The organism is Tsuneonella rigui (assembly GCF_003958625.1).
GTDB lineage: Bacteria > Pseudomonadota > Alphaproteobacteria > Sphingomonadales > Sphingomonadaceae > Tsuneonella > Tsuneonella rigui.
Window position 1 is genome coordinate 151,542 of record NZ_RSEL01000024.1, and the last position, 19,108, is coordinate 170,649.

A 19,108-nucleotide genomic window follows, 5' to 3' on the forward strand; every position below is an offset into this window, starting at 1 on the left:
AGAATTAGCGGAGCTTCTCGACGCACAACCGGAACGGAAACGCGCGAAATACCCGCGCACCCTCGACGCCTGCCTCCGCCAGCAATGGCGGCCACTCGGCGGGACGATAGGATCGCGCGATCGAGAGGTGCCCGTCGTGCCGAACGATCGGGTGCCAGCGCATCAACCCGCTGAGCAACGGCCAGCCGGTGTAGGCGAAGCCGTGGCGGTGGAGATCGTTGATCAGCCACCCCGCCTTGGCCTCGCGGTCCATGAAGCGCAGGAAGGCGATCAACTGATCGCGGCTCATGTGATGCGCGACGAGGCTGGAGATCACACAATCCCAGCCCTCGCCCTCCAGATCGGCGTAATCGCCGGTGCGGTAATCGATATTGGAATCGTCTGTCGCCTCGCGAGCGGCCGCAACGCTGTGCGGATTGAGGTCGATCCCGATCAGCCGCGCCTCGATCCCGCGCCTCGCCGCCCACTTTGCGATGGCGCGGAGCATGTCGCCGTCGCCGAAGCCGACATCGAGCAGGTTGAACCTCTTGTGCGTGCCGATCGCGCGTTCGAGGAAGGCCAAAGTGGGGCGCCGCGCCAACGTGACCCTGTTGACCTGCGCAAGGTCGTGCAGGACTTGCGTATAGGTCCCCGCGTCGAGCGCGGGGTCGTCCATCAGCTCGTCCTGGTTGGCGCGTTCAGCCAGCATCGGACCAGCCGAAGCGGAAGCCCTCCATCGCCAGGCCCGGCCCAAAGGCGAGCGCGACCCCGCTGGCGGGCTTCTTCCGCAGGATGCGCTCCAGCGCGAACATCAGCGTGGAGGAACTCATGTTGCCGCACATCCGCAGAACCTCGCGGCTCTCGTCAAGCGCGGTCGGCGGCAGGTGCAGCCCCTTCTCGACCGCGTCGAGGATCGAGCGGCCGCCGGCGTGGACCGCCCAGCCCTCGATCTCGCTCGGCACCTGTCCGCCGGTGATCCGCTGCTGCACTCCGGGATCGGCGAGGGCGGCGGCAATTCGGCCGGGCACCTCGCCCGACAGGCGCATACGGAAGCCGGTGTCGCCGATCTGCCAAGTGATCAGATCCTCGCTGTCCTCAAGCGCTGCGGAGATACCTTCGCCAAGCGCCAGCCCCGCGCCGTCGCCGGTGACGATCGCCGCCGCCGCGCCGTCGCCGAACTGCGCGCCCATCAAGAGCGGTTCAAGGTCCATTTCCTCGGCGTGATGAAGCGACGACAGCTCGACAGTCACCACGACCACCCGCGCATCGGGCTGAGAACGCACGATGTGCCGCGCGGTCCGGAGCGCGGTGACGGCGGCGTAGCAGCCCATGAAACCAATCAGCACCCGCTCGATGTCGTCCGCCAACCCCAGCCGACGGGCTATGACCTGGTCGATCCCCGGCGCCACGAAGCCGGTGCAGCTCGCCACCACGATGTGCGTCGGCGCGCCCAATTCGGGCAACTTGCCGATCGCCTTCAGCGCCAGCTCGGGCGCCTCGCGCGCGTAGATCTCCATGCGTGCCGACGTCGAAGGCGGCTCCCCGCCGTAAAAGCCGATGCCTTCGTCGAGCCGCGCGTCTTCCTCGGTCAGCACCGACCAACGGTGCTCAATACCCGAGCGCTGCGCCATCCGATCGTAGAGCTTGGCGTCGCGGCTCTCGCCCAGCTTGGACAAAGCCCATCGGCGATAGTCTTTCTCGAAGTCAAGGTCCGGAACCGCGGTCGCGATCGCCGTCAGGGTGGCCATGAAGCGTGGGTTCCGTCGCTAGTTGAAACCCAAACGCCGGGCGCTTCGCTTTGTGCCTAATCGAGCGGCGGCAGGCTGGCGCGCAGTTCCTCGACCCACACGTCTGCCACCGCGTCAGACGGCGCGCGCCAATCGCCGCGCGGGCTGACTGCGCCGCCGGCGCTGACCTTGGGTCCGTTGGGCAAAGCGCTGCGCTTGAACTGGGCGAAGCCGAAGAAGCGCTTCACGAAGTTCTCCAGCCAGTGCGCGATCGTGGCGAGATCGTACTGGTTGCGCCCGCCTTCCGGAAATTCCGCCGGCCAGCGCCCGCGCGAAGCATCACGCCACGCGTGCCAGGCGAGGAACGCCACTTTGCTGGGCCGCTGCCCGAAGCGGATCACGTGGTGCATGAAGAAGTCGTTGAGCTCGTAGGGGCCGATCTTGCCCTCGGTGCTCTGCATCTGCCCGTCGGCATCGGCGGGCACCAGCTCGGGGCTGATCTCCTGCGCCAGGATCGCCTCGAGCACCGCGTCGGTTGCGGGATCGAGCTGATCCGTACGCGCGGTCCAGCGGATGAGGTACTGGATCAGCGTCTTGGGCAGGCCGGCGTTGACCCCGTAGTGGCTCATCTGGTCGCCGACACCATAGGTGCACCAGCCCAGCGCCAGCTCGCTCATGTCGCCGGTGCCGATGACGAAGCCGTTGTGCTGTCCAGCGAGGCGGAACAGGTAATCGGTCCTGAGCCCGGCCTGCACGTTTTCGAACGTGGTGTCGTACACCGGCTCGCCGCGTCCGAAGGGATGGCCGATCGCCTCCAGCATGGTCCGCGCGGCGGGCCTTATGTCGATCTCGTCGGCGGTGATGCCGAGCGCGTTCATCAGCTTCCAGGCGTTGGACTTTGTGCCCTCGGAGGTTCCAAACCCAGGCATCGTATAACCGCGGATGGTCGTGCGCGGCAGGCCGAGCCGGTCGCACACCTTGGCCGCGACGATCAGCGCGTGGGTGGAATCGAGCCCGCCCGAGACGCCTATGATCATGGCCGAGCCGCGGGTGCTTTCGAACCGTCGCATCAGGCCATCGACCTGGATGTTGAACGCCTCGAAGCAATCCTCGTCGAGCTTTTCGGGCCGGTTGGGCACGAACGGGAAGCGGCGCACCGGGCGCACAAGGCCGATGTCGCCCTGCGCCGGCTGATGCTCGAAGCTGACCGTGCGGAAGAAGTCCTCCGGCCGCCCCTCCTCGCAAGCGTCGTTCCAGGTCTGCATGCGCATCCGGTCGCTGAGGATGCGGTCGCAATCGATATCGGCGATGCACAGCTCGGGGCTCAGCGAGAAGCGCTCGCTTTCGGCCATCAGGTCGCCGAGCTCGTAGATCATGCCCTGGCCGTCCCACGCCAGGTCGGTCGTGCTCTCGCCGTGACCGGCGGCGGAGTAAATGTAGGCCGCCGCCGCGCGCGAGCTTTGCGAGCGGCACAGCATATGGCGCTCGTCGCTCTTGCCGATGACGATGTTCGAGGCGCTGAGGTTGGCGAGAATGGTCGCCCCGGCCATCGCGGCGTAGGTCGAGGGCGGGATCGGCGACCAGAAGTCCTCGCAGATCTCGATGCCCAGCCTGAATCCCGGCAGGTTGTCGGCCGCGAAGATCAAATCGGTGCCGAACGGCGCTTCCTCGCCGTTCACCGTGATATCGAGGCCCTGGATCTGGCGCCCGTTGGCGAACCAGCGTTTCTCGTAGAACTCGCGGTAGTTGGGCAGGTAGCTCTTGGGCACCACGCCGAGCAGCCGCCCGCGGTGGATCGCCAGCGCGCAGTTGTAGATCCGACCGTTGTGCCGCAGCGGCGCCCCGATCACCAGCAGCGGCACGAGGTCCGCGCTAGCCTCCACGATCTTCGCCACCCGCGCCTCGACCGCATCGAGCAGCGCGAGCTGCATGTGCAGGTCGTCGAGCGCGTAGGAGGACAGGCACAGCTCGGGATAGATCAGCAGGTCGACATGCGCGTTATGCGCCCGGCGCGCCTCGTCGAGGATCGCCTCGCAGTTGAACGCGACATCGGCGGTGCGGACCTTGGGCGTGCTGGCGGCGGCGCGGATCAGCCCGTGGGCGTGGAGCGAATAGAACGGGTGGTCGCGGGTCTCGGTGCTCATCCAATCGCTTCATCGAGCATCGCGAGCGCGACTTCAAGCGCGGCGATCCGCACCCCCGCCCGGCCGATTGCGCCGAAATGCTCCTCGCGGTGGCAGGTCTTGCCGCCCTTGCGCGCGCAGCCGAAGTGAACGAGACCCTCTTCGTCATCCGGGCCCGCAGGACCGGCGAAGCCGGTGATCGACAGCGCGACATCCGCATTCGACCGCTCGAGCGCGCCCTTCGCCATCGCCACCGCGACGATCTCGCTCACCGCGTCGTTGGCCTTGATGATTTCCAGCGGGATGCCGAGGAGGTCGCTCTTGGCCTCGTCCGAATAGGTCACGAACCCGCGCTCGAACACGTGGCCGCGTCCGCGCACATCGGTGAGCAGCGCGGCGAGAAGCCCGCCGGTGCAGCTTTCCGCCGTGGCGATCATCAGCTTCTTCTCGTGCGCCTTGTCGAGCACCTGGCAGGCCTTGCGCTCCAGCGCATCCGGTACGCTGTCGTGCAAGGTTTCGGCGGTTTTGTGCTGGCTCATCGGCCATCAATGGTCCGCGGCGGGCGCGCGTTCCGAACGAAACGAAGGTTAAGCCTGCTTGAGCAGCTTGGCCGCCTTGGGCCCGCTTTCGAGCAGCTTGATCAGGCCGCGCTCCTCGCGGGTCAGCCACTTGCTCGCGCGCGGAAGCTTGAGCTTGGCACGCCATTTGATCTGGCTGTCGATCAGCGCAATCACCGCCGGGTGGATGTAGCTCTTGCGCGCCATCGTCGGCGTGTTGCCGAGGTGCTCGGCGACCTCGATGGTGAGCTGTTTAATGTTGAGCGGCCGCTCGGCTTCCGCGAGTAGCTTGAACGCCAGCGCGCTCGCGTGCCAGGTGCGAAAGTTCTTGGCGGTGAAGTAGTCCCCCATCGCGTTGCACAGGTACTCGTTGACGTCGGCCGAGCCGACGTTGTGTGCCTCACCGGCATCGTCGAGCCACTGGAACAGATGCTGGCCCGGCAGGTCCTGCACCTCGCGCACGAAGCGGGCGAGGCTCTTGTCGGTAATCTCGGTTTCGCGCAGCACGCCGCTCTTGGCCTTGAAGCGCAGCTTGAGCTTGGCACCCTTGAGCTTGGCGTGCCGGCGCAGCAGGGTGGTTGCGCCGAAGCTCTTGTTCTCCTTGGCGTAACTCGCATTTCCCACCCGGATCGCGCCCAGATCGAGCAGGCGGATCACGCTCGCAACCGCCCGCTCGCGGGTCAGCTTACGCTTGGCGAGGTCCTTGGCGACGCGCTTGCGGACTTTCGGGAGCAAGCGCCCGAACTTGGCCGTGCCGTCGAACTTCTCCGCCTCCTGACGGGTACGGAATTCGGGGTTGTAGCGGTACTGCTTGCGCCCGCGCGCATCGATGCCGGTGGCGAGCAGGTGACCGCAGTCGCTGGGGCAGTACCACGCATCGGTATAGGCAGGCGGGAGGGCAATCTTGTTGAGGCGCTCGATCTCGTCGCGGTCCGTGATCCGCTCGCCGTCGGGGTCGTAGTAGCCCCACCCGTGCGACAGCTTCTTGCGGGTGATCCCCGGCCCAGCGTCGTCCACGTATTCGAGTTGCGACGCCATCGATGCGGCCAACGTGCGCCCTGCCTTGCGGTTCCGGACGCGAGTGCGCATCTCCCTCGCAACATCACGGGAGCGTGCACATGGCCGATACGACTTATACCCCGCCCAAGGTCTGGGCCAACGACACCGAGAACGGCGGCGCCTTCGCCGGCATCAATCGCCCGACCGCCGGTGCGCGCGAGGACAAGGAGCTGCCGGCCGGCGAACATCCGTTCCAGCTCTACTCGCTCGGCACGCCGAACGGGCAGAAGGTTACGGTCATGTTCGAGGAGCTGCTCGAGGCCGGGTACTCGGACGCCGAGTACGACGCGTGGATGGTCAACATCCGCGACGGCGACCAGTTTGGCAGCGGTTTCACCGCGCTCAACCCCAACGGCAAGATCCCCGCGCTGGAGGATCGCAGCGGCCCGACGCCGTTCCGCGTGTTCGAGAGCGGCGCGATCCTGCTGCACCTCGCCGAGAAGTTCGGCTTCCTGCTTCCGCGCGAAAATCCCGCGCGCGCCGAGGTGCTGAGCTGGCTGATGTGGCAGATGGGCACGGCGCCGTTCATCGGCGGCGGCTTCGGCCACTTCTACGCCTATGCGCCCGAGAAGTTCGAGTACCCGATCAACCGCTACGCGATGGAAACCAAGCGCATCTTCTCGGTCGCGGACAACCAGCTCGGGCAGACCGAGTACCTCGCGGGCAACGACTATTCGATCGCTGACATTGCCGCCTACGGCTGGTTTGGCGCGCTGATCCGCGGCGATGCCTACGGCGACGCGGCGACCTTCCTGTCGATGCACGAGTACGCCAACGTCGCCCGCTGGGTTCGCGCGATCGACGCGCGGCCGGCGGCGCGCCGCGGTCGGATCGTCAACACCGCCACGATGCGCGAACGCCATTCTGCCGCCGACTTTGACGCGGTCGAAGACCAGAGCCTGCTCAGCGAAGTGAAGTGGAAGACGGACGCCCAGTGAGGCTTCCCTTAAGCGAGGGCCTCGCTATAGGGGCGCCTCGCTGCTGGGGCGTCGCCAAGTGGTAAGGCACCGGTTTTTGGTACCGGCATTCGCAGGTTCGAATCCTGCCGCCCCAGCCAGCAGCTAAGCAGCGCTACGATCGATTTTTGATCGCACCGCTTCGGCCTGCGCCATGATGTTGGCGACCAGTTCCTTGCACGTCGGGATGTCGTGGATCAGCGCCTGGCTCTGGCCGCTCGACCAGATGCCGCCGTCGACATCGCCCTGCTGATCGACCGCCACGCGCGCGCGGGCGCCAGACATCAACTCGCGCACGTCGTCGAAGGTGGTCGAAGGATCGCGCTGAATCTCAGCGACTCTCTCCGACACTGCGTTGCGAGCCACACGCGCGGTGTTGCGTAGATTACGTCCCACGAGGACCGTATCGAGCTCGGTGTTCTCGACGATCTTCTGCTTAACGTTGGGATGGATGCGGGCCTCCTGCGTGGCGCAGAAGCGGGTGCCCATGTTGACCGCGTCGGCCCCCAGCGCGAGCGCAGCGACCAGGCTGCGGCCGTCGGCCATGCCGCCGCTGGCGACGATCGGCGTGTCGGGCAGCGCATCGACGGTCGCGGGCAGGAGCACGATCAGTCCGACGTCGTCCTCGCCCGGGTGGCCGGCGCATTCGAACCCATCGATGCTGATCACGTCGACGCCCTTGCGCACCGCACTCTCCGAATGACGTACGCTGGTGCACTTGTGGATCACCCTGACCCCGGCCTCCTTGAACGCCGGCAGGTGATCGGTCGGCGCGCGGCCCGCGGTTTCGACGATCTTGAGCCCGCTCTCGATGATCGCCTCGCGATACTCGTCGTAGGGGATCGGGTTGATCGAGGGCAGCAGGGTGAGGTTCACGCCGAAGGGTTTGTTGGTCAGGCCGCGGACCTTGTCGATCTCTTCCTTCAGCGCCGCGCCCGAGGGAAACATATGCGCGGTGATGAAGCCCAGCGCGCCGGCTTCGGCCACGGCGGCGACCAATTCGCCGTAGCCGACTCCGGTCATCCCGCCCATGATGATCGGGGTTTCGATGCCGAACATCTCGGTGATCCGGGTCTTGAAGGCCATCGTCACGCTCTCCCACTAGCTTTACGTTTCCGTCAACGTGACGTGGAGTCGCGGGACAGGCAAGCGAAATGCAAGCCTCAAACCCTTCGTTAGGCGCGCGGCATAGCTTCCGGCCCAACTTGTTCGTTTGTTCGCAGTCGGATAGCGTCGCGGTTCGTTTTCGATGGAGTCGCCCATCCCGACCCGTTCACCGGCATTGTCGACCGGCGACGACCGACAACTTACCCGCGCCAGCTCGGTGCGGATGGAACTGTTCGCGCCTCCGCCGGAAGTTGCGCCATTCGTCACAACCTTTTTCCGCATGCGCTGCGACGATGTTCAGATTCGCGACGTGCAGCCGTCTTCGATCGGCATCATCGCACTGATGGCGCGGGGGACGGGACAGATGCGTTTCCTCGACGGCCGCGTCGAACCCAGCCATCGGCTGATGGTGGTCACCCCTTCGGGCGCTGCGGCAACGTTCGAGATCGACGGTCCGTGGGAGGCATTCGGCGCCATGCTCAGTCCGATCGGCTGGGCGAGCTTGACCGGCCTGTGCGCCGCCGAGCATGGCAACCACCTGTATGACGGCAAGGATGTCCTCCCCCCGCCGCTCGTTACCGCGAGCCATGAATTGCTCGGCGACTTCGATCAGCTCGCGCCGGAACAGATGAGCGCTGCCCTGAGTGCGGCAATCCTGGAGAGCGTGCGCCCGCTCCCGGCGGCCCACGTCGCCTTCATCAAGACGGTCGTGGAATGGCTCGCGGAATCGCTTTCGCCCAAGCTGGACGAGTTGCTCGAACGCGTCGCTTACGGCCCGCGTCAAGTACAGCGGCTCGCCGAACGTTACTTCGGCCTCACGCCGAGCAAGCTTGCGCGCAAGTACCGCGCGCTGCGCGCCGCCGTGCTGCTGTCCCGCCCGTCGGTCACCGACGACGAGATCGCCGCGGTGCAGGACCATTTCTACGACCAACCGCACATGATCCGCGAGATGCGCCTGTTCGCAGGACGCACCCCGGCGCGGATTGCGGACCCTAATGCGCCCTACCTGTCGGCGTTCCTCGACCTGCGAAACTTCCGCGAGGCGGGGCCGCGCATGGCGCCTATACCGAAGGACCTTCGGGCCTAGACGAACGCCGACAGCAGCAAACCGCTCGCGGCTGCGATGACGAGCGTGCGCACGATGGACCAGCGTAGCGCGAAGATGAGCACTGCGGCTAAAACGGCGATCGCAGCTGCCCGCCAGTCGAACGTTGCGAGGTCGGGCACCTGCAACTTCAAGCCAGCCATGCTCACTGTCGACACTGTGGCGAACAGCACATGCAACGCAAACCATAGTGCTAGGTTGGCGATCACACCGACCACCGCCGCAGTCACGGCAGCCAACCCCCCCTTGAGCGAGGAGGCGCGCTGGAGCCGGTCCATCCACGGCGCCACGGCGAAGATCCACAGGAAGCACGGCGCGAAGGTTACCCACGTCGTCAACGCCGCGCCGAGCACGCCGGCGACGATCGGCGCGAACGGCTCGGGCGCGCGGAATGCCGCAAGATAGCCGACGAACTGGGTGACCATGATCAGCGGCCCGGGCGTGGTTTCCGCAAGGCCCAACCCGTCGGCCATCTCGCCCCCGCTGAGCCAGCCGAAGCCGGTCACCGCCTCCTGCGCCATGTACGACAGCACCGCGTAGGCTCCGCCGAAGGTCACCACCGCTAGCTGCGAGAAAAATACGCCAATGTCCCACAACACGTGGTCACGGCCTAGAAAGACCAGCACCGCTGCCATCGGCGCTCCCCAGATCGCCAGCCATATGACCATCGCGCGCACAGTCGCTCCCCATGGGCTCGGCAATCTCTCTGTCGCCGGCGGGACGGTCTTCAACGCCAACAGGTCCGGCCGCAACTTGCCGATGAGCCCGCCGATCACCAGCGCGCCGCCGACCACCAGCGGAAACGGCGCGTCGAACAAGAACAGCAGAGCGAAGGCCACGATTGCAAGCGTGCGCTGGACCGGCGTCTTGATCGCCCGCCCGGCGATCCGCAGCAGCGCTTGGACGATGATCGCGAGCACCGCCGCCTTGATCCCAAGGAAGATCGCGGCGAACCAGTCGAGATCGGCTGCGAGCCCATAGAGGATCGACAGCGCGAGCATCACCAGTGCGCCCGGTATCACGAACAACGCGCCCGCGACCGCCCCGCCCTTCCATCCGTGCAGCTTCCACCCCATCCACGTCGCAAGTTGCTGCGCCTCGGGTCCCGGCAGCAAGTGACACAGGTTGAGCGCCTGGAGGTAATCCTCCTCCTCCACCCAGCGGCGATCGTCGACCAGCTCGCGGTGCATCAGCGCGATCTGGCCGGCGGGGCCGCCGAACGAGAGGCAGCCGATCCGCGCTGAAACGCGGACCAACTCTGGAAAGCTCGGATGATTCAAGGGAATGGGCCCCATGCTGGTCACACCTTCTGCCCCGCAGCGGCGGGGTGTTGAAGGCAACGCTTGGGCACGGGGCCTGACCGGGAGGTTGCTTTATCCCGTTCCCTTGCGGGTATCATACGGAAGGCGCGGCGGGCAACCGCCTCAGAACTGCTTCTGAATTGTCAGCCCGTAAGTCCGCGGATCGCCCGGGTTGCCGACGATCAGTCCGGTGCTGCCGGGCGCGACCTGCAACAGTTCGAAGTAGTGCGTATCGAACGCGTTGCGGACCCAACCAAACACGTTGAACCCATCATCCGTGCGGAAGCCCGCGCGGAAGTTGGTCAGCGCGTAGCCGTCGATGAACGTGTACGCGGACGGACTGGGGTTCGACGAGAAACGCGAACGGTAATTGCCGTCGACGCCTAGGTAGAACTGCCCCTCCTGACCGAACAGGCGGCCCTGCACATTACCTTCCGCGCCGTACGACAAGCTCCATTTGGATACGCCCGGCAGAACTTGGCCCGAGATATCGCACGAGGACGGGCTGATGCCTCCCGGGGTTCCCGGCGCACTCGACGTCTGACCGGCAGTCGCGGCGGTGCCGCCCGACAGCTCAGGCGGGCACGGCGCGCCGGTGAACTTGACGTACTTGGCGTCGGTATACGCGCCGCTGGCGTAGGCGTTGAACCGATCGCTCGGACGAATGGAGAACTCGGCCTCGACGCCTTGCGTGCGGACTTTCTCGGCGTTGGCGAGATAGCCGCGCGTGGTCGAAACCGCGCCGCTGTTCACCAGCGCCTGGAAGTCCGCGATGTCGGTGCGGAAGGCGGTCAGGTTGGCGATCGCCAGCCCGTTCCAGAACGAGGACTTCACGCCGACCTCGTAGTGGTTGACCGACTCCGGCCGGATCGCGCCCACCTGCGTCTGCGGATTGCCCGCCGCGTCGTTCGGCACGCCGTTCAGGTTGATCCCGCCCGGTTTGAAGCTCTTGGCATAGGTCGCGTAGACCAAGACATCGGGCGTGATCTTGTAATTGACGTTGAGATCGTAGCTGAAGTTCCAGTCGCTGAAAGTCGGCTCGATGCGCTGCGGGGTCAGGTTGTCGCGCCGCGCGGCGGTACGAATGTCGGTGATCGGCAGGCCGGTGACCGGATTGACGAACAGCACCGGGTTGCCCTGCCCATCGAACACCAGCCGCTCGTACAGGCCTTCCTTCTTGTCGTAGTTGACGCGGAAGCCGGGCTGAATGATCAGCTTGTCAGTGACGTGCCAGCCGAACTGCCCGAACAGCGCCGCGCTCGTGTTGTCGAGCCGGATGTCATTGTAGGCGGTCGTGCCCGCGAGCACCTTGGGATCGCATGCGAGCTGGTTCGACGCGCTCGGACCGCAGCCGGCCGAGCCGGCAGGCACGGAGCTGCCGGGGTTGAGCAGCCAGCGGCTCGCCGCCGAACCGAGTTGCTCGGTGCCCTGCGTGCGCACCGTCTGAGTATAGCCGAACGCGCCGAGCACGAAGTCGAACGCCCGGCTTTCGTAGTTGTAGCGGAATTCCTGCGTGTACTGGTTCTGCTGCGACGGGTTCTGCGACAGCGTGGTGATCGGCAGGCCGGTGAAGTCGCGGTCGTTGGCCGGCTTCCAGTCCCAGAAGCGCCACGCGGTGACCGAAGTCAGCGTGCCCGGCCCAACGTCCCACTTCACGCGCAAGCCGACGCCGCCGATCTTGTTGCCCGCGCTGAGCTCGGCGTCGACATCGGTCAGGCGATCGAACGGATTGGTGCTGGGCGTGACATAGCCCTGCGCCGCAGCCAGCGCGGCGTATTGCCGGTTGAGCGGCCGCTGCGTCGCACCGGTGCGCACGAACACTGTCCCGCAGCACTCGGGGTTCTGGCGGCTGTAATCGCCCGACAGCAGGACTTCGAGGTTGCCGCCCGGCTTGTAGAGCAGCTGTCCGCGGAAGCCCAAGTTGTCCTGCTCGTTGACCCAGCTGCCATTCGCGACGTTGTAGATGGTCCCACGGCGGCTGGTGCCCGAGAGCGCGAAACGGGCGGCGATAGTGTCGCTGAGCGGACCAGAGACAGCTGCCTTGACCTGCTTGAAATCGAGATTGCCGATCGATGCTTCTGCGCGCCCTTCGAACGTGAAAGTCGGCTGACGGCTGGTGATGTTGATCGCGCCCGCGGTGGTGTTCTTGCCGTAGAGCGTGCCCTGCGGGCCGCGCAACACCTCGATCTGGGCGACGTCGAGGAAGTCGAAGGTCGAGGACGCGACGCGCGAATAATAGATGTCGTCGACGTAGATGCCGACGCCCTGGTCGAACCCGTCATTGGTGAGGCCGAACGGCGCGCCGATGCCTCGAATTTGCAGCGTTGTGTTGCGCGGGTTGGACGAGGTGTACTGGATCGTTGGCGTGAGCTGCTGCAGGCGGCCGACATTGAACGCCCCGGTGTTGTCGATGTGCTCCCCGCCGACGACCGAGATCGCGAGAGGCACTTCCTGCGCGGTCTCCTGGCGGCGACGGGCGGTGACGATGATCGCGTCCTCGTCACGCGCACCGGTGCCGACCGAGGATGGCGGATCGCCGACGTCAGGCGATTGGGCTGCGATGTCCTGCTCGGCCTCAGGATCAGTCTGCTGAGCGAAGGCGGAGGTCGAGATCACGCTGGCTGCAACGCCGGCGAGCAACAGGATGCGGGTAGGCAAGATCGGTGTCCTCATGATTGGCCCCTAGCCGTCCACATGGACGACGTTTGGTGTGGGGGCGCATCCGGAGGTCCGGTCTGGCCGAGAGTGGTGGAAGGCGCCGCACTAAGACGGCGTGCGATCAGGCGAAGCGGCGGCGCTCGGTCACGTCGACCTGCATCAGCTTGCCGTTATGCACGGTAAGCTGGATCACGCCGTAGCTGAGCCGCTCAAGCGCCTCGGCAACAACGCGAAGATGTTCGGGAAGCTGGGCGGGATCGAAGCGTTCGGTAACTGCACCCATGCTGATTCTCCGTCTGTACGGTCGTACCGCGATTAACGACTCAGCTATTCTCAACTAATCTAGTTGACAATAGGCCTGCGCCGGTCCGTGGCGAATTTCGGCATGAGTTGATGGAAGCTCAGCTTTGTTCGTCGAGTGCCGCAGGGACCAGTTCGATGGGGTCCGATAGGCGGATCGCGTCGAGGATCTCCGCAGTCTGGTCCCGGACCCTCAGCATCAGCGCGCGGGTGCGGCAGTCGCCCTCTTCCACGCAATTGCGGCATTTCTCATGTGCGAAGCGGCTGGCGCAGGGCACCAGCGCGAGCGAGCCGCGCATCACGCGGATCAGGTCACCATACGTGATGTCGATCGGGGAAACCGCCAGCCAGTAACCCCCGTCCTTGCCGCGCTGCGAGGCGACCACGCCGAAGCGTGACAGTTCCGACAGAATGGTGGTCAGGAAGTTGGCCGGAATGTTCTGCTTGAGCGCGATCTCGGACAGTTGCACCGGCCCCTGGCCGTGGCGGTCGGCCAGGTGCTGCATCGCCCGGATGGCGTAGCGGGTCTTTTGCGAGAGCACGGACGATCAAGTGCGCTTGCGGCGCGAAATCCGCAAGCTCGGGACGCGCTTATGATCCGCTGCCTTGCTCCGCCGCAAACGCCGCTGCGGCGCCGACTAGGCCCGGTTGCGGGTGGGTGATAAGCTTCACGGGTAGTCTCGCCATCAGGCTCTCGAACCGTCCCTTGGCGCGGAAGCGACTGGCAAAACCGGAGGCGACTAATGTGTCACGGATGCGCAGCCCAAGCCCGCCCGCAATGACCACCGCGGCCGCGCCCTGGGCCAGCGCGACGTCACCGGCGACTGACCCGAGCGAGAGGCAGAAGCGCTCGACCGCCGCCGCGGCGAGCGGGTCCTCACCGCTGGTGCCCAGTTGCCAAACCGTGCGATCATCAAGCGATCGGATCGCACGCCCCTCGATCGCCGCGAGCGTCTCGTAAAGCTCGACGATCGCCGGCCCCGAAACCACGCGCTCGACTGACACGCGGCGATGCCGCTGGCGCAGACGGGCAAGAATGGCATCGTCGATGCTGTCGAGCGGCGCAAAGTCGATGTGACCGCCTTCGGTGGCCTGCACGCGGTGACTGCCGTCTCCGTCACGCCACAGCGACGCCACCCCTAAACCCGTGCCCGGTCCGATCACACTGATGACGCCGCTCGCTGGCAGATCGCTGTCGGGGCCGCTCAGATGCAGGAAGTGCTCGGGCGGCACGGTCGCAACGGCATGCGCCACCGCAGCGAAGTCATTGACGATGGTCCAGCGGGCGGCACCCAGGTCGCCCAATGCGGCTGGCCGGATCGTCCACGGGTTGTTGCTAAGGCGAATGACCTCGCCGCCCACCGGTCCCGCGACCGCGAGCGCTACGGCATTCGGGAGTGAAGCGCCTTGCCGGCGGGCAAACTCCTCCCACGCCGTTTGCAGGCTGGCATAAGCGGATGTCTGCAGCGTCGTAACCTCGCCGAGCGCGATGGACCCACCCGGCCCGATCTCAGCGACGGCGAACCGCGCGTGGGTTCCGCCGACATCGATCGCGACTACGTGCGAGTTGGACGACTGCTCGGGCATAGCCCGTCAGGAAATAGCGCGATGGTCGGCTGCGCCAAGGTCGTCGATAAAGTCCGCTGTCACCCCATTGGTCCAGCCAAACCCCACCTGCGGAGCGTATTCGCCGCCGCTGCCGACCTGCGGCGACTCAATTCTCCACCAGATCATCGATGAATTCGGCATCCACTCCGATGGATTCAGCAGCTTCGCGCTTCTCGGCACGCTTGAGCGCTGCAATCTCGCGGGTGTCGGGTCGCTCCTCTTCCGGAAGCGCAGATTGCATGGTCATGCCCCGTCCCCTTCAGGGCGTTCGTCGGCTTGTAGTGGACCGGTCGGCTCCCGCAGGAACCGGACGTGGAAGCGCACCTCGCCAACGGGTTCGACACGGTGCAGGATCGTGGGCTCGACGATACCCGCGTCACCGCCAGCCACGAGAGTCTGTCCGCGATCCGCCCGGCGGGGGTCGGTCACCAGGTAGCGGAGCTGACCGCTCTCGATTTCGATCAGGCCCCAGACTCCTTCTTTCGTCGAGTGATCGCTCAGCAACCCTGCTGGAACGGTCGTTTCGGTGAAAGTCGCGGTTTGTTTGTAGTCCTCTAGGCCGGGGGGAAGCGCGGGTTTCATGTCATGCTGCCTTCTGTTGTCCGAGCAAGGCCGAAATCGCGTCGCTGAGCTCGTCCCCGAGCAGGGGCTTCTCGATGATGTGCGCCCCAAGCGCTCCTGCACGCGTTCGAAACAGCGGGTTCGGATTCGTCACGAGGATGATGGCCAGGGCTGCGCATCCTCTTTCCCGAAGCTCCGCAAGGAAGCGGAGACCGTCGTCCTGATAGCTCTGGTCGATGACCAGAAGATCCTCTGCCGGGATTCCGCTGCTCGCTCGGTCGCCTTCGATAGTCGTCAACCCTTCGGTGGCGAGCGAGAACTGCAGGGAGGAAAGGACCGGTGCATCGTCGATGAACAATCCGATCACGTTCGAGCGGTCCATGTCCGTTCCTCCTGCTCGCGGCCCTCGATCAGGCCGCCTTCTTCCAGTTGGGTTCGAGAGCGACGTGCGGCGGGCATTCGGCCACCTGGGCCACCGGCAGGCCGGCGAGTTCGTTGGCGAAGCCGTGGTTCACATCGCGGTGGTGTGCCTCATCGGCCCGGACCACGAGGACGACGTCGCGTAGGGTCGCGTCGTCGGGCAGCCCCCAGTAGCGCTTGGCAATCTCTGGTGCCGGTACGTTCTCGCTGCGTCCCTCGTCGATTTCGGAGAGGTAATGGGTGTAGCTGATCACGGCCTCTTCCTCGAAGTAGCCGACGACCCGGTGCGCGGTCTTGCTGCTGACTAGGTAGAGCCCGAAGAAAAACAGGTAAAACACCCACTGGACGCCGATGATGACCGCTCGCTCGAACAGCGTAGGCTTGGAAATCTCGATGAAGGTCATCAGGTGCATGCGCTCATTCTCGGCTTCGTCCATGAGCGTCTTGATCCAGCCCTTGTCGTCGCACATGCGGCGCAGGCAGGCGAGGTGGTTGATCGTCGCCCCGACCATTCCGGGTACGGCAGCTACCGTCTCGAGCACGACGGCGCGGTGGCCGTAACGCTCGGCAAAGAAGGTATCGGCGCACCAGCGAAGCGCCTTGGTGAAACCGAATGCGATCCGGTCCGACATCCCGCGAGGGTTGTGGTGAACGCCCAGATCGATGAAGGGTGCAGTCATTGAAACTTCTCCGCTTGGCGGCACGTTGAACTGAAAGCGCCGCTGCTGGAGTTGATCTAGGCCTTTGAACAGGAACGCGAAATTTGGATGATAACCCTACGGAGGGCGCCCTAAGGGCCTTACCGGAGGCTCCCCCCGCAAACTTCATGAGCCGGTTCCTGCCGCGCCTGTCGTTTGCGGCCGCTCTGTTGCTGGCACTCGTCGCGATCGGCGCCGGCGCGGGGATCCGGCTGCTCTTTGCCGAAGAACTGGCGCAGCGCGCGACGTTCATCTTCTTCGTCCCGGGCGTGGTCCTAGCCAGTGCCATGTCGGGCCTGCGCGCAGGCGCCGTTGCTGCCGTCGCCGGAGCGGCCGCGGGCTTGTGGTGCGACGCCCTCGCGGGACCGATTACCGAGGGCAGCTACATCGCGGCGGTCGCGTTCGTGGTCATCGGCGTTTCGGTCGCTTTCGGGGGCGAGTGGTTCCAGCGAGCAAGGGTTGAAACCGAAGCATCGGCATCGATCCTGGCGCGCCGGGAAGCGCACTTGCAGTCGATCCTCGACACGGTGCCCGATGCCATGGTCGTGATCGACGAGGCCGGAGCGATCAGCGAGTTCAGCCCGACTGCCGAGCGCATGTTCGGCTGGAAGGCGTCCGAAGTGGCTGGCCGCAATGTCGCCTTGCTGATGCCCGAGCCCTATCGCAGCGCGCACGACGGCTATCTCGCGCGATACTATCGCACCGGCGAGAAGAGGATCATCGGCAAGGGCAGGATTGTGGTGGGATCACGGCGGGACGGTTCCACTTTCCCGATCGAACTCGCCGTCGGGGAAATGGCTGCGGACGGACAGCGCTTTTTCACCGGGTTCATCCGCGACCTGACCGAGCGGCAGCAGGCCGAGGCGAGGCTGCAGGAACTGCAGACCGAGCTGGTCCATATCTCGCGTCTGACCGCGCTGGGTGAGATGGCCTCTGCGCTCGCACACGAAATCAACCAGCCGCTGTCGGCGATTGCGAACTACCTGAAGGGCACGCGCCTCCTCCTAGGGCGCGACGAGGTCCCGCACGAGCGCGTGGCCGAGGCAGTGGAAAGGGCCGCGACCGAAGCCTTGCGCGCCGGAGAGATCATCCGCCGGTTGCGGGATTTCGTGGCGCGGGGCGAGACAGAGCGGACCATCGAAAGCCTGCCCAAGCTGGTCGAAGAGGCGAGCGCACTCGCCCTGGTCGGCGCAAAGGAGCACGGCATTCGGGTGCAATACGCATTCAATCCGGCAGTCGATCTTGTCCTCGCCGACAAGGTGCAGATCCAGCAGGTGGTTCTTAATCTCGTGCGCAACGCGGTCGATTCGCTTGCGGAATCGGAAGCGGGTGAGCGCCACCTGACAATCGGGATAGAGGCGGCGGACGAGGGAATGGCGCTTGTCCGGATAAGCGACACCGGGCCGGGCATCGAGCCCGACGTGGCCGAGAAACTGTTCCAGCCCTTCATCACGACCAAGCGAACCGGCATGGGCGTGGGCCTCTCCATTTCGCGCACGATCGTCGAAGCGCACGGCGGCAGGATATGGGGAAAGCGAGCGCCGGATGGCGGCGCCGAATTCGGCTTCACTCTGCAGGCAGTCGCAGATGAGGAACTCTACGATGGAGAATGAGGCGGTGAAGCACGCGATCGTTTACGTGATCGATGATGATGAGGGCGCACGTCAGTCGCTGGAGTTCCTGATCGACGTCGCCGGGATACGGGTGCGCTCGTTTTCGTCTGCGGACGCCTTCCTGCAATCCGCACCGCGGCTCGCTCGGGCCTGCATCGTTACGGACGTTCGGATGCCCGGCATGAGCGGGATCGATCTCGCCACCAGGATGTCGGAGCGGGATGGCGGGGCTCCTGTTATCGTCATCACCGGCCATGCCGACGTTCCGCTGGCGATTCAGGCGATGAAGGCCGGTGCCGCCGATTTCATCGAAAAGCCCTTCGACGACGAAACGATCCTATCCGCTATCCGCACGGCGCTGGCGCGAAGCGGAGAAGAGGAGGAGGTGCAATCGCGGCGGCGCGAAGTTCTTTCCCGGATCGAGACCCTGTCCGGCCGAGAACGCGAAGTCGTCGACGGCCTCGTCGAAGGCAAGGCCAACAAGGTCATCGCGATCGACCTCGACATCAGTCCACGGACGGTCGAGGTCTACCGGGCGAACGCGATGATGAAGATGCAGGCGAAGACGCTCTCCGACCTGGTAAGGATGATGACGATCGCGACGATCGTCTGATTAGGGCTGAGGCCGAATTACCAGAGTCGGCTTCGGCTGAATGCTGATCAGAAGCTGACAGTCCGTAACCGGCCCAAGACGTGACATTCAGCTTGTTTGTTGAGAAGTCCAAGTAGCCCATCGTCAATCGCCACGTAATATTTCATGCAAAAGGAAATTCGGCGCGCGGGGATTACGGGGACGCGACCACGGTTTAATCATGTTGCGCAAATTTCGGCGGGCATGTGACGAGTCGCATCCCTGCCGAGCGGCGGCGTCTTGATATCAGCCATTGTAGAGACTTGACGGTAGAATCGGGTTGAAGTCGAGCAAACGGTGCAAAAAAATTTTGCGCCTAGCTTTGGCGAGTTAAGTACTCTCATATTTCGCCCCGGGGGTGCGAGCAGACCTGAATGGAACCGCCACTGATGAACGCGTCAACCTCCACACCACGTCCCCCGGGGGGTGGGTAGGCGATCGTCGAGACGTCTGTCAGTTTTGTCAGTGCAGCGGGACTCGACTGTAATGAGACGTTGCGAGGCCGCGTGCGGACCTCGCGGATGACGAGTGGTTCAAGTTTGGTCAATCCGATCGACAAGCCGCATCCTGCCAGGTCGATGGTATAGATTGTAGCGGTGGATGTTTGGCAAGGTCGTGTTCGCTGCGGGCCGCCGGGAAGCGCTGCAAATCGGATCGGAAAGTGGTAACCAGTGTGGGAACCAGTGCAACTGGAGGTCAAAAAAA

General features: G+C 65.1%; 20 protein-coding genes and 1 tRNA gene. 5 read left to right on the plus strand and 16 right to left on the minus strand.

Translation table 11 applies throughout. The features are described 5' to 3' along the window. Nucleotides 1-4: 4 nt before the first annotated feature. Genes ELY12_RS10710 through ELY12_RS10730 form a run of 5 tightly spaced genes read right to left on the minus strand, consistent with a single transcriptional unit; the run spans nt 5 to nt 5,424 of the window. Nucleotides 5-688, minus strand: a complete 684-nt coding sequence (locus ELY12_RS10710; protein WP_126176691.1) for a methyltransferase domain-containing protein — start codon at nt 686-688, stop codon at nt 5-7. Beyond that, complete coding sequence (locus ELY12_RS10715) at nt 678-1,727, minus strand: type III polyketide synthase (protein WP_126176692.1); 1,050 nt, start codon at nt 1,725-1,727, stop codon at nt 678-680. The genes ELY12_RS10710 and ELY12_RS10715 overlap by 11 nt, the downstream gene beginning before the upstream one ends. A gap of 56 nt (nt 1,728-1,783) precedes the next feature. Next, nucleotides 1,784-3,850 carry an NAD(+) synthase gene (locus tag ELY12_RS10720; protein WP_126176693.1) on the minus strand — a complete coding sequence of 689 codons (2,067 nt, stop codon included), beginning with the start codon at nt 3,848-3,850 and terminating at the stop codon, nt 1,784-1,786. Beyond that, nucleotides 3,847-4,368, minus strand: coding sequence for a CinA family protein (locus ELY12_RS10725; RefSeq protein ID WP_126176694.1), 522 nt, complete (start codon nt 4,366-4,368; stop codon nt 3,847-3,849). Before ELY12_RS10725 ends, ELY12_RS10720 begins: the two co-directional genes overlap by 4 nt. 48 nt (nt 4,369-4,416) lie before the next feature. Beyond that, nucleotides 4,417-5,424 carry a DNA topoisomerase IB gene (locus ELY12_RS10730; RefSeq protein ID WP_126176720.1) on the minus strand — a complete coding sequence of 336 codons (1,008 nt, stop codon included), beginning with the start codon at nt 5,422-5,424 and terminating at the stop codon, nt 4,417-4,419. An 80-nt stretch (nt 5,425-5,504) separates the two neighbouring features. Here ELY12_RS10730 and yghU point away from each other — a divergent pair, with 80 nt between their 5' ends. Together yghU and ELY12_RS10740 are read left to right on the plus strand one after the other, a co-directional pair. After that, nucleotides 5,505-6,383 (plus strand): glutathione-dependent disulfide-bond oxidoreductase, encoded by an 879-nt coding sequence (gene yghU / locus ELY12_RS10735; protein WP_126176695.1) that lies wholly within the window; start codon nt 5,505-5,507, stop codon nt 6,381-6,383. A gap of 44 nt (nt 6,384-6,427) precedes the next feature. Further along, a tRNA-Gln gene (locus ELY12_RS10740) sits at nt 6,428-6,502 on the plus strand. 4 nt (nt 6,503-6,506) lie between these two features. Here the strand turns inward: ELY12_RS10740 and ELY12_RS10745 are convergent. Next, a complete protein-coding gene (locus ELY12_RS10745) occupies nt 6,507-7,487 on the minus strand; it encodes an NAD(P)H-dependent flavin oxidoreductase (RefSeq protein WP_126176696.1) in 981 nt (326 codons plus the stop codon). A gap of 163 nt (nt 7,488-7,650) precedes the next feature. Here ELY12_RS10745 and ELY12_RS10750 point away from each other — a divergent pair, with 163 nt between their 5' ends. After that, nucleotides 7,651-8,595: a helix-turn-helix domain-containing protein gene (locus ELY12_RS10750; protein ID WP_126176697.1), complete on the plus strand. Its 945-nt coding sequence runs from the start codon at nt 7,651-7,653 to the stop codon at nt 8,593-8,595. On the opposite strand, the gene chrA is transcribed toward ELY12_RS10750, so the two are convergent. The 10 genes from chrA to ELY12_RS10795 form a co-directional block, all read right to left on the minus strand. After that, nucleotides 8,592-9,908 (minus strand): chromate efflux transporter, encoded by a 1,317-nt coding sequence (chrA, locus tag ELY12_RS10755; RefSeq protein WP_126176698.1) that lies wholly within the window; start codon nt 9,906-9,908, stop codon nt 8,592-8,594. The genes ELY12_RS10750 and chrA overlap by 4 nt on opposite strands. 129 nt (nt 9,909-10,037) lie before the next feature. Next, nucleotides 10,038-12,587: a TonB-dependent receptor gene (locus tag ELY12_RS10760; RefSeq protein ID WP_241229827.1), complete on the minus strand. Its 2,550-nt coding sequence runs from the start codon at nt 12,585-12,587 to the stop codon at nt 10,038-10,040. Between the two features lie 106 nt (nt 12,588-12,693). Further along, nucleotides 12,694-12,855, minus strand: coding sequence for a DUF2292 domain-containing protein (locus ELY12_RS10765; protein ID WP_126176699.1), 162 nt, complete (start codon nt 12,853-12,855; stop codon nt 12,694-12,696). A 118-nt stretch (nt 12,856-12,973) separates the two neighbouring features. Beyond that, nucleotides 12,974-13,414 carry an RrF2 family transcriptional regulator gene (locus tag ELY12_RS10770; protein WP_126176700.1) on the minus strand — a complete coding sequence of 147 codons (441 nt, stop codon included), beginning with the start codon at nt 13,412-13,414 and terminating at the stop codon, nt 12,974-12,976. A gap of 49 nt (nt 13,415-13,463) precedes the next feature. Beyond that, entirely contained in the window at nt 13,464-14,459 is a 996-nt protein-coding gene (gene glk, locus ELY12_RS10775) for a glucokinase (RefSeq protein ID WP_126176701.1), read from the minus strand. Nucleotides 14,460-14,465: 6 nt separating this feature from the next. Further along, nucleotides 14,466-14,621 carry a trehalase family glycosidase gene (locus tag ELY12_RS14635; protein ID WP_126176702.1) on the minus strand — a complete coding sequence of 52 codons (156 nt, stop codon included), beginning with the start codon at nt 14,619-14,621 and terminating at the stop codon, nt 14,466-14,468. Then, a complete protein-coding gene (locus ELY12_RS14355) occupies nt 14,587-14,727 on the minus strand; it encodes a hypothetical protein (protein ID WP_164549483.1) in 141 nt (46 codons plus the stop codon). The genes ELY12_RS14635 and ELY12_RS14355 overlap by 35 nt, the downstream gene beginning before the upstream one ends. Further along, the gene (locus ELY12_RS10785; protein WP_057881915.1) at nt 14,724-15,062 is read right to left on the minus strand and encodes a TehB family protein; all 339 of its coding nucleotides are present in this window, start codon (nt 15,060-15,062) and stop codon (nt 14,724-14,726) included. Before ELY12_RS10785 ends, ELY12_RS14355 begins: the two co-directional genes overlap by 4 nt. Before the next feature lies 1 nt (nt 15,063). Beyond that, nucleotides 15,064-15,423: a DNA-binding transcriptional response regulator gene (locus ELY12_RS10790; protein WP_126176703.1), complete on the minus strand. Its 360-nt coding sequence runs from the start codon at nt 15,421-15,423 to the stop codon at nt 15,064-15,066. A 28-nt stretch (nt 15,424-15,451) separates the two neighbouring features. Further along, on the minus strand, nt 15,452-16,141 hold the full coding sequence (locus ELY12_RS10795) for an alternative oxidase (RefSeq protein WP_057881917.1): 690 nt from the start codon (nt 16,139-16,141) through the stop codon (nt 15,452-15,454). A 146-nt stretch (nt 16,142-16,287) separates the two neighbouring features. Between ELY12_RS10795 and ELY12_RS10800 the strand changes: the two genes are divergently transcribed. Both ELY12_RS10800 and fixJ read left to right on the plus strand, forming a co-directional pair. Beyond that, a complete protein-coding gene (locus ELY12_RS10800) occupies nt 16,288-17,772 on the plus strand; it encodes a sensor histidine kinase (protein ID WP_126176704.1) in 1,485 nt (494 codons plus the stop codon). Beyond that, nucleotides 17,762-18,385 (plus strand): response regulator FixJ, encoded by a 624-nt coding sequence (gene fixJ, locus ELY12_RS10805; RefSeq protein WP_126176705.1) that lies wholly within the window; start codon nt 17,762-17,764, stop codon nt 18,383-18,385. The genes ELY12_RS10800 and fixJ overlap by 11 nt, the downstream gene beginning before the upstream one ends. Nucleotides 18,386-19,108: the final 723 nt, after the last annotated feature.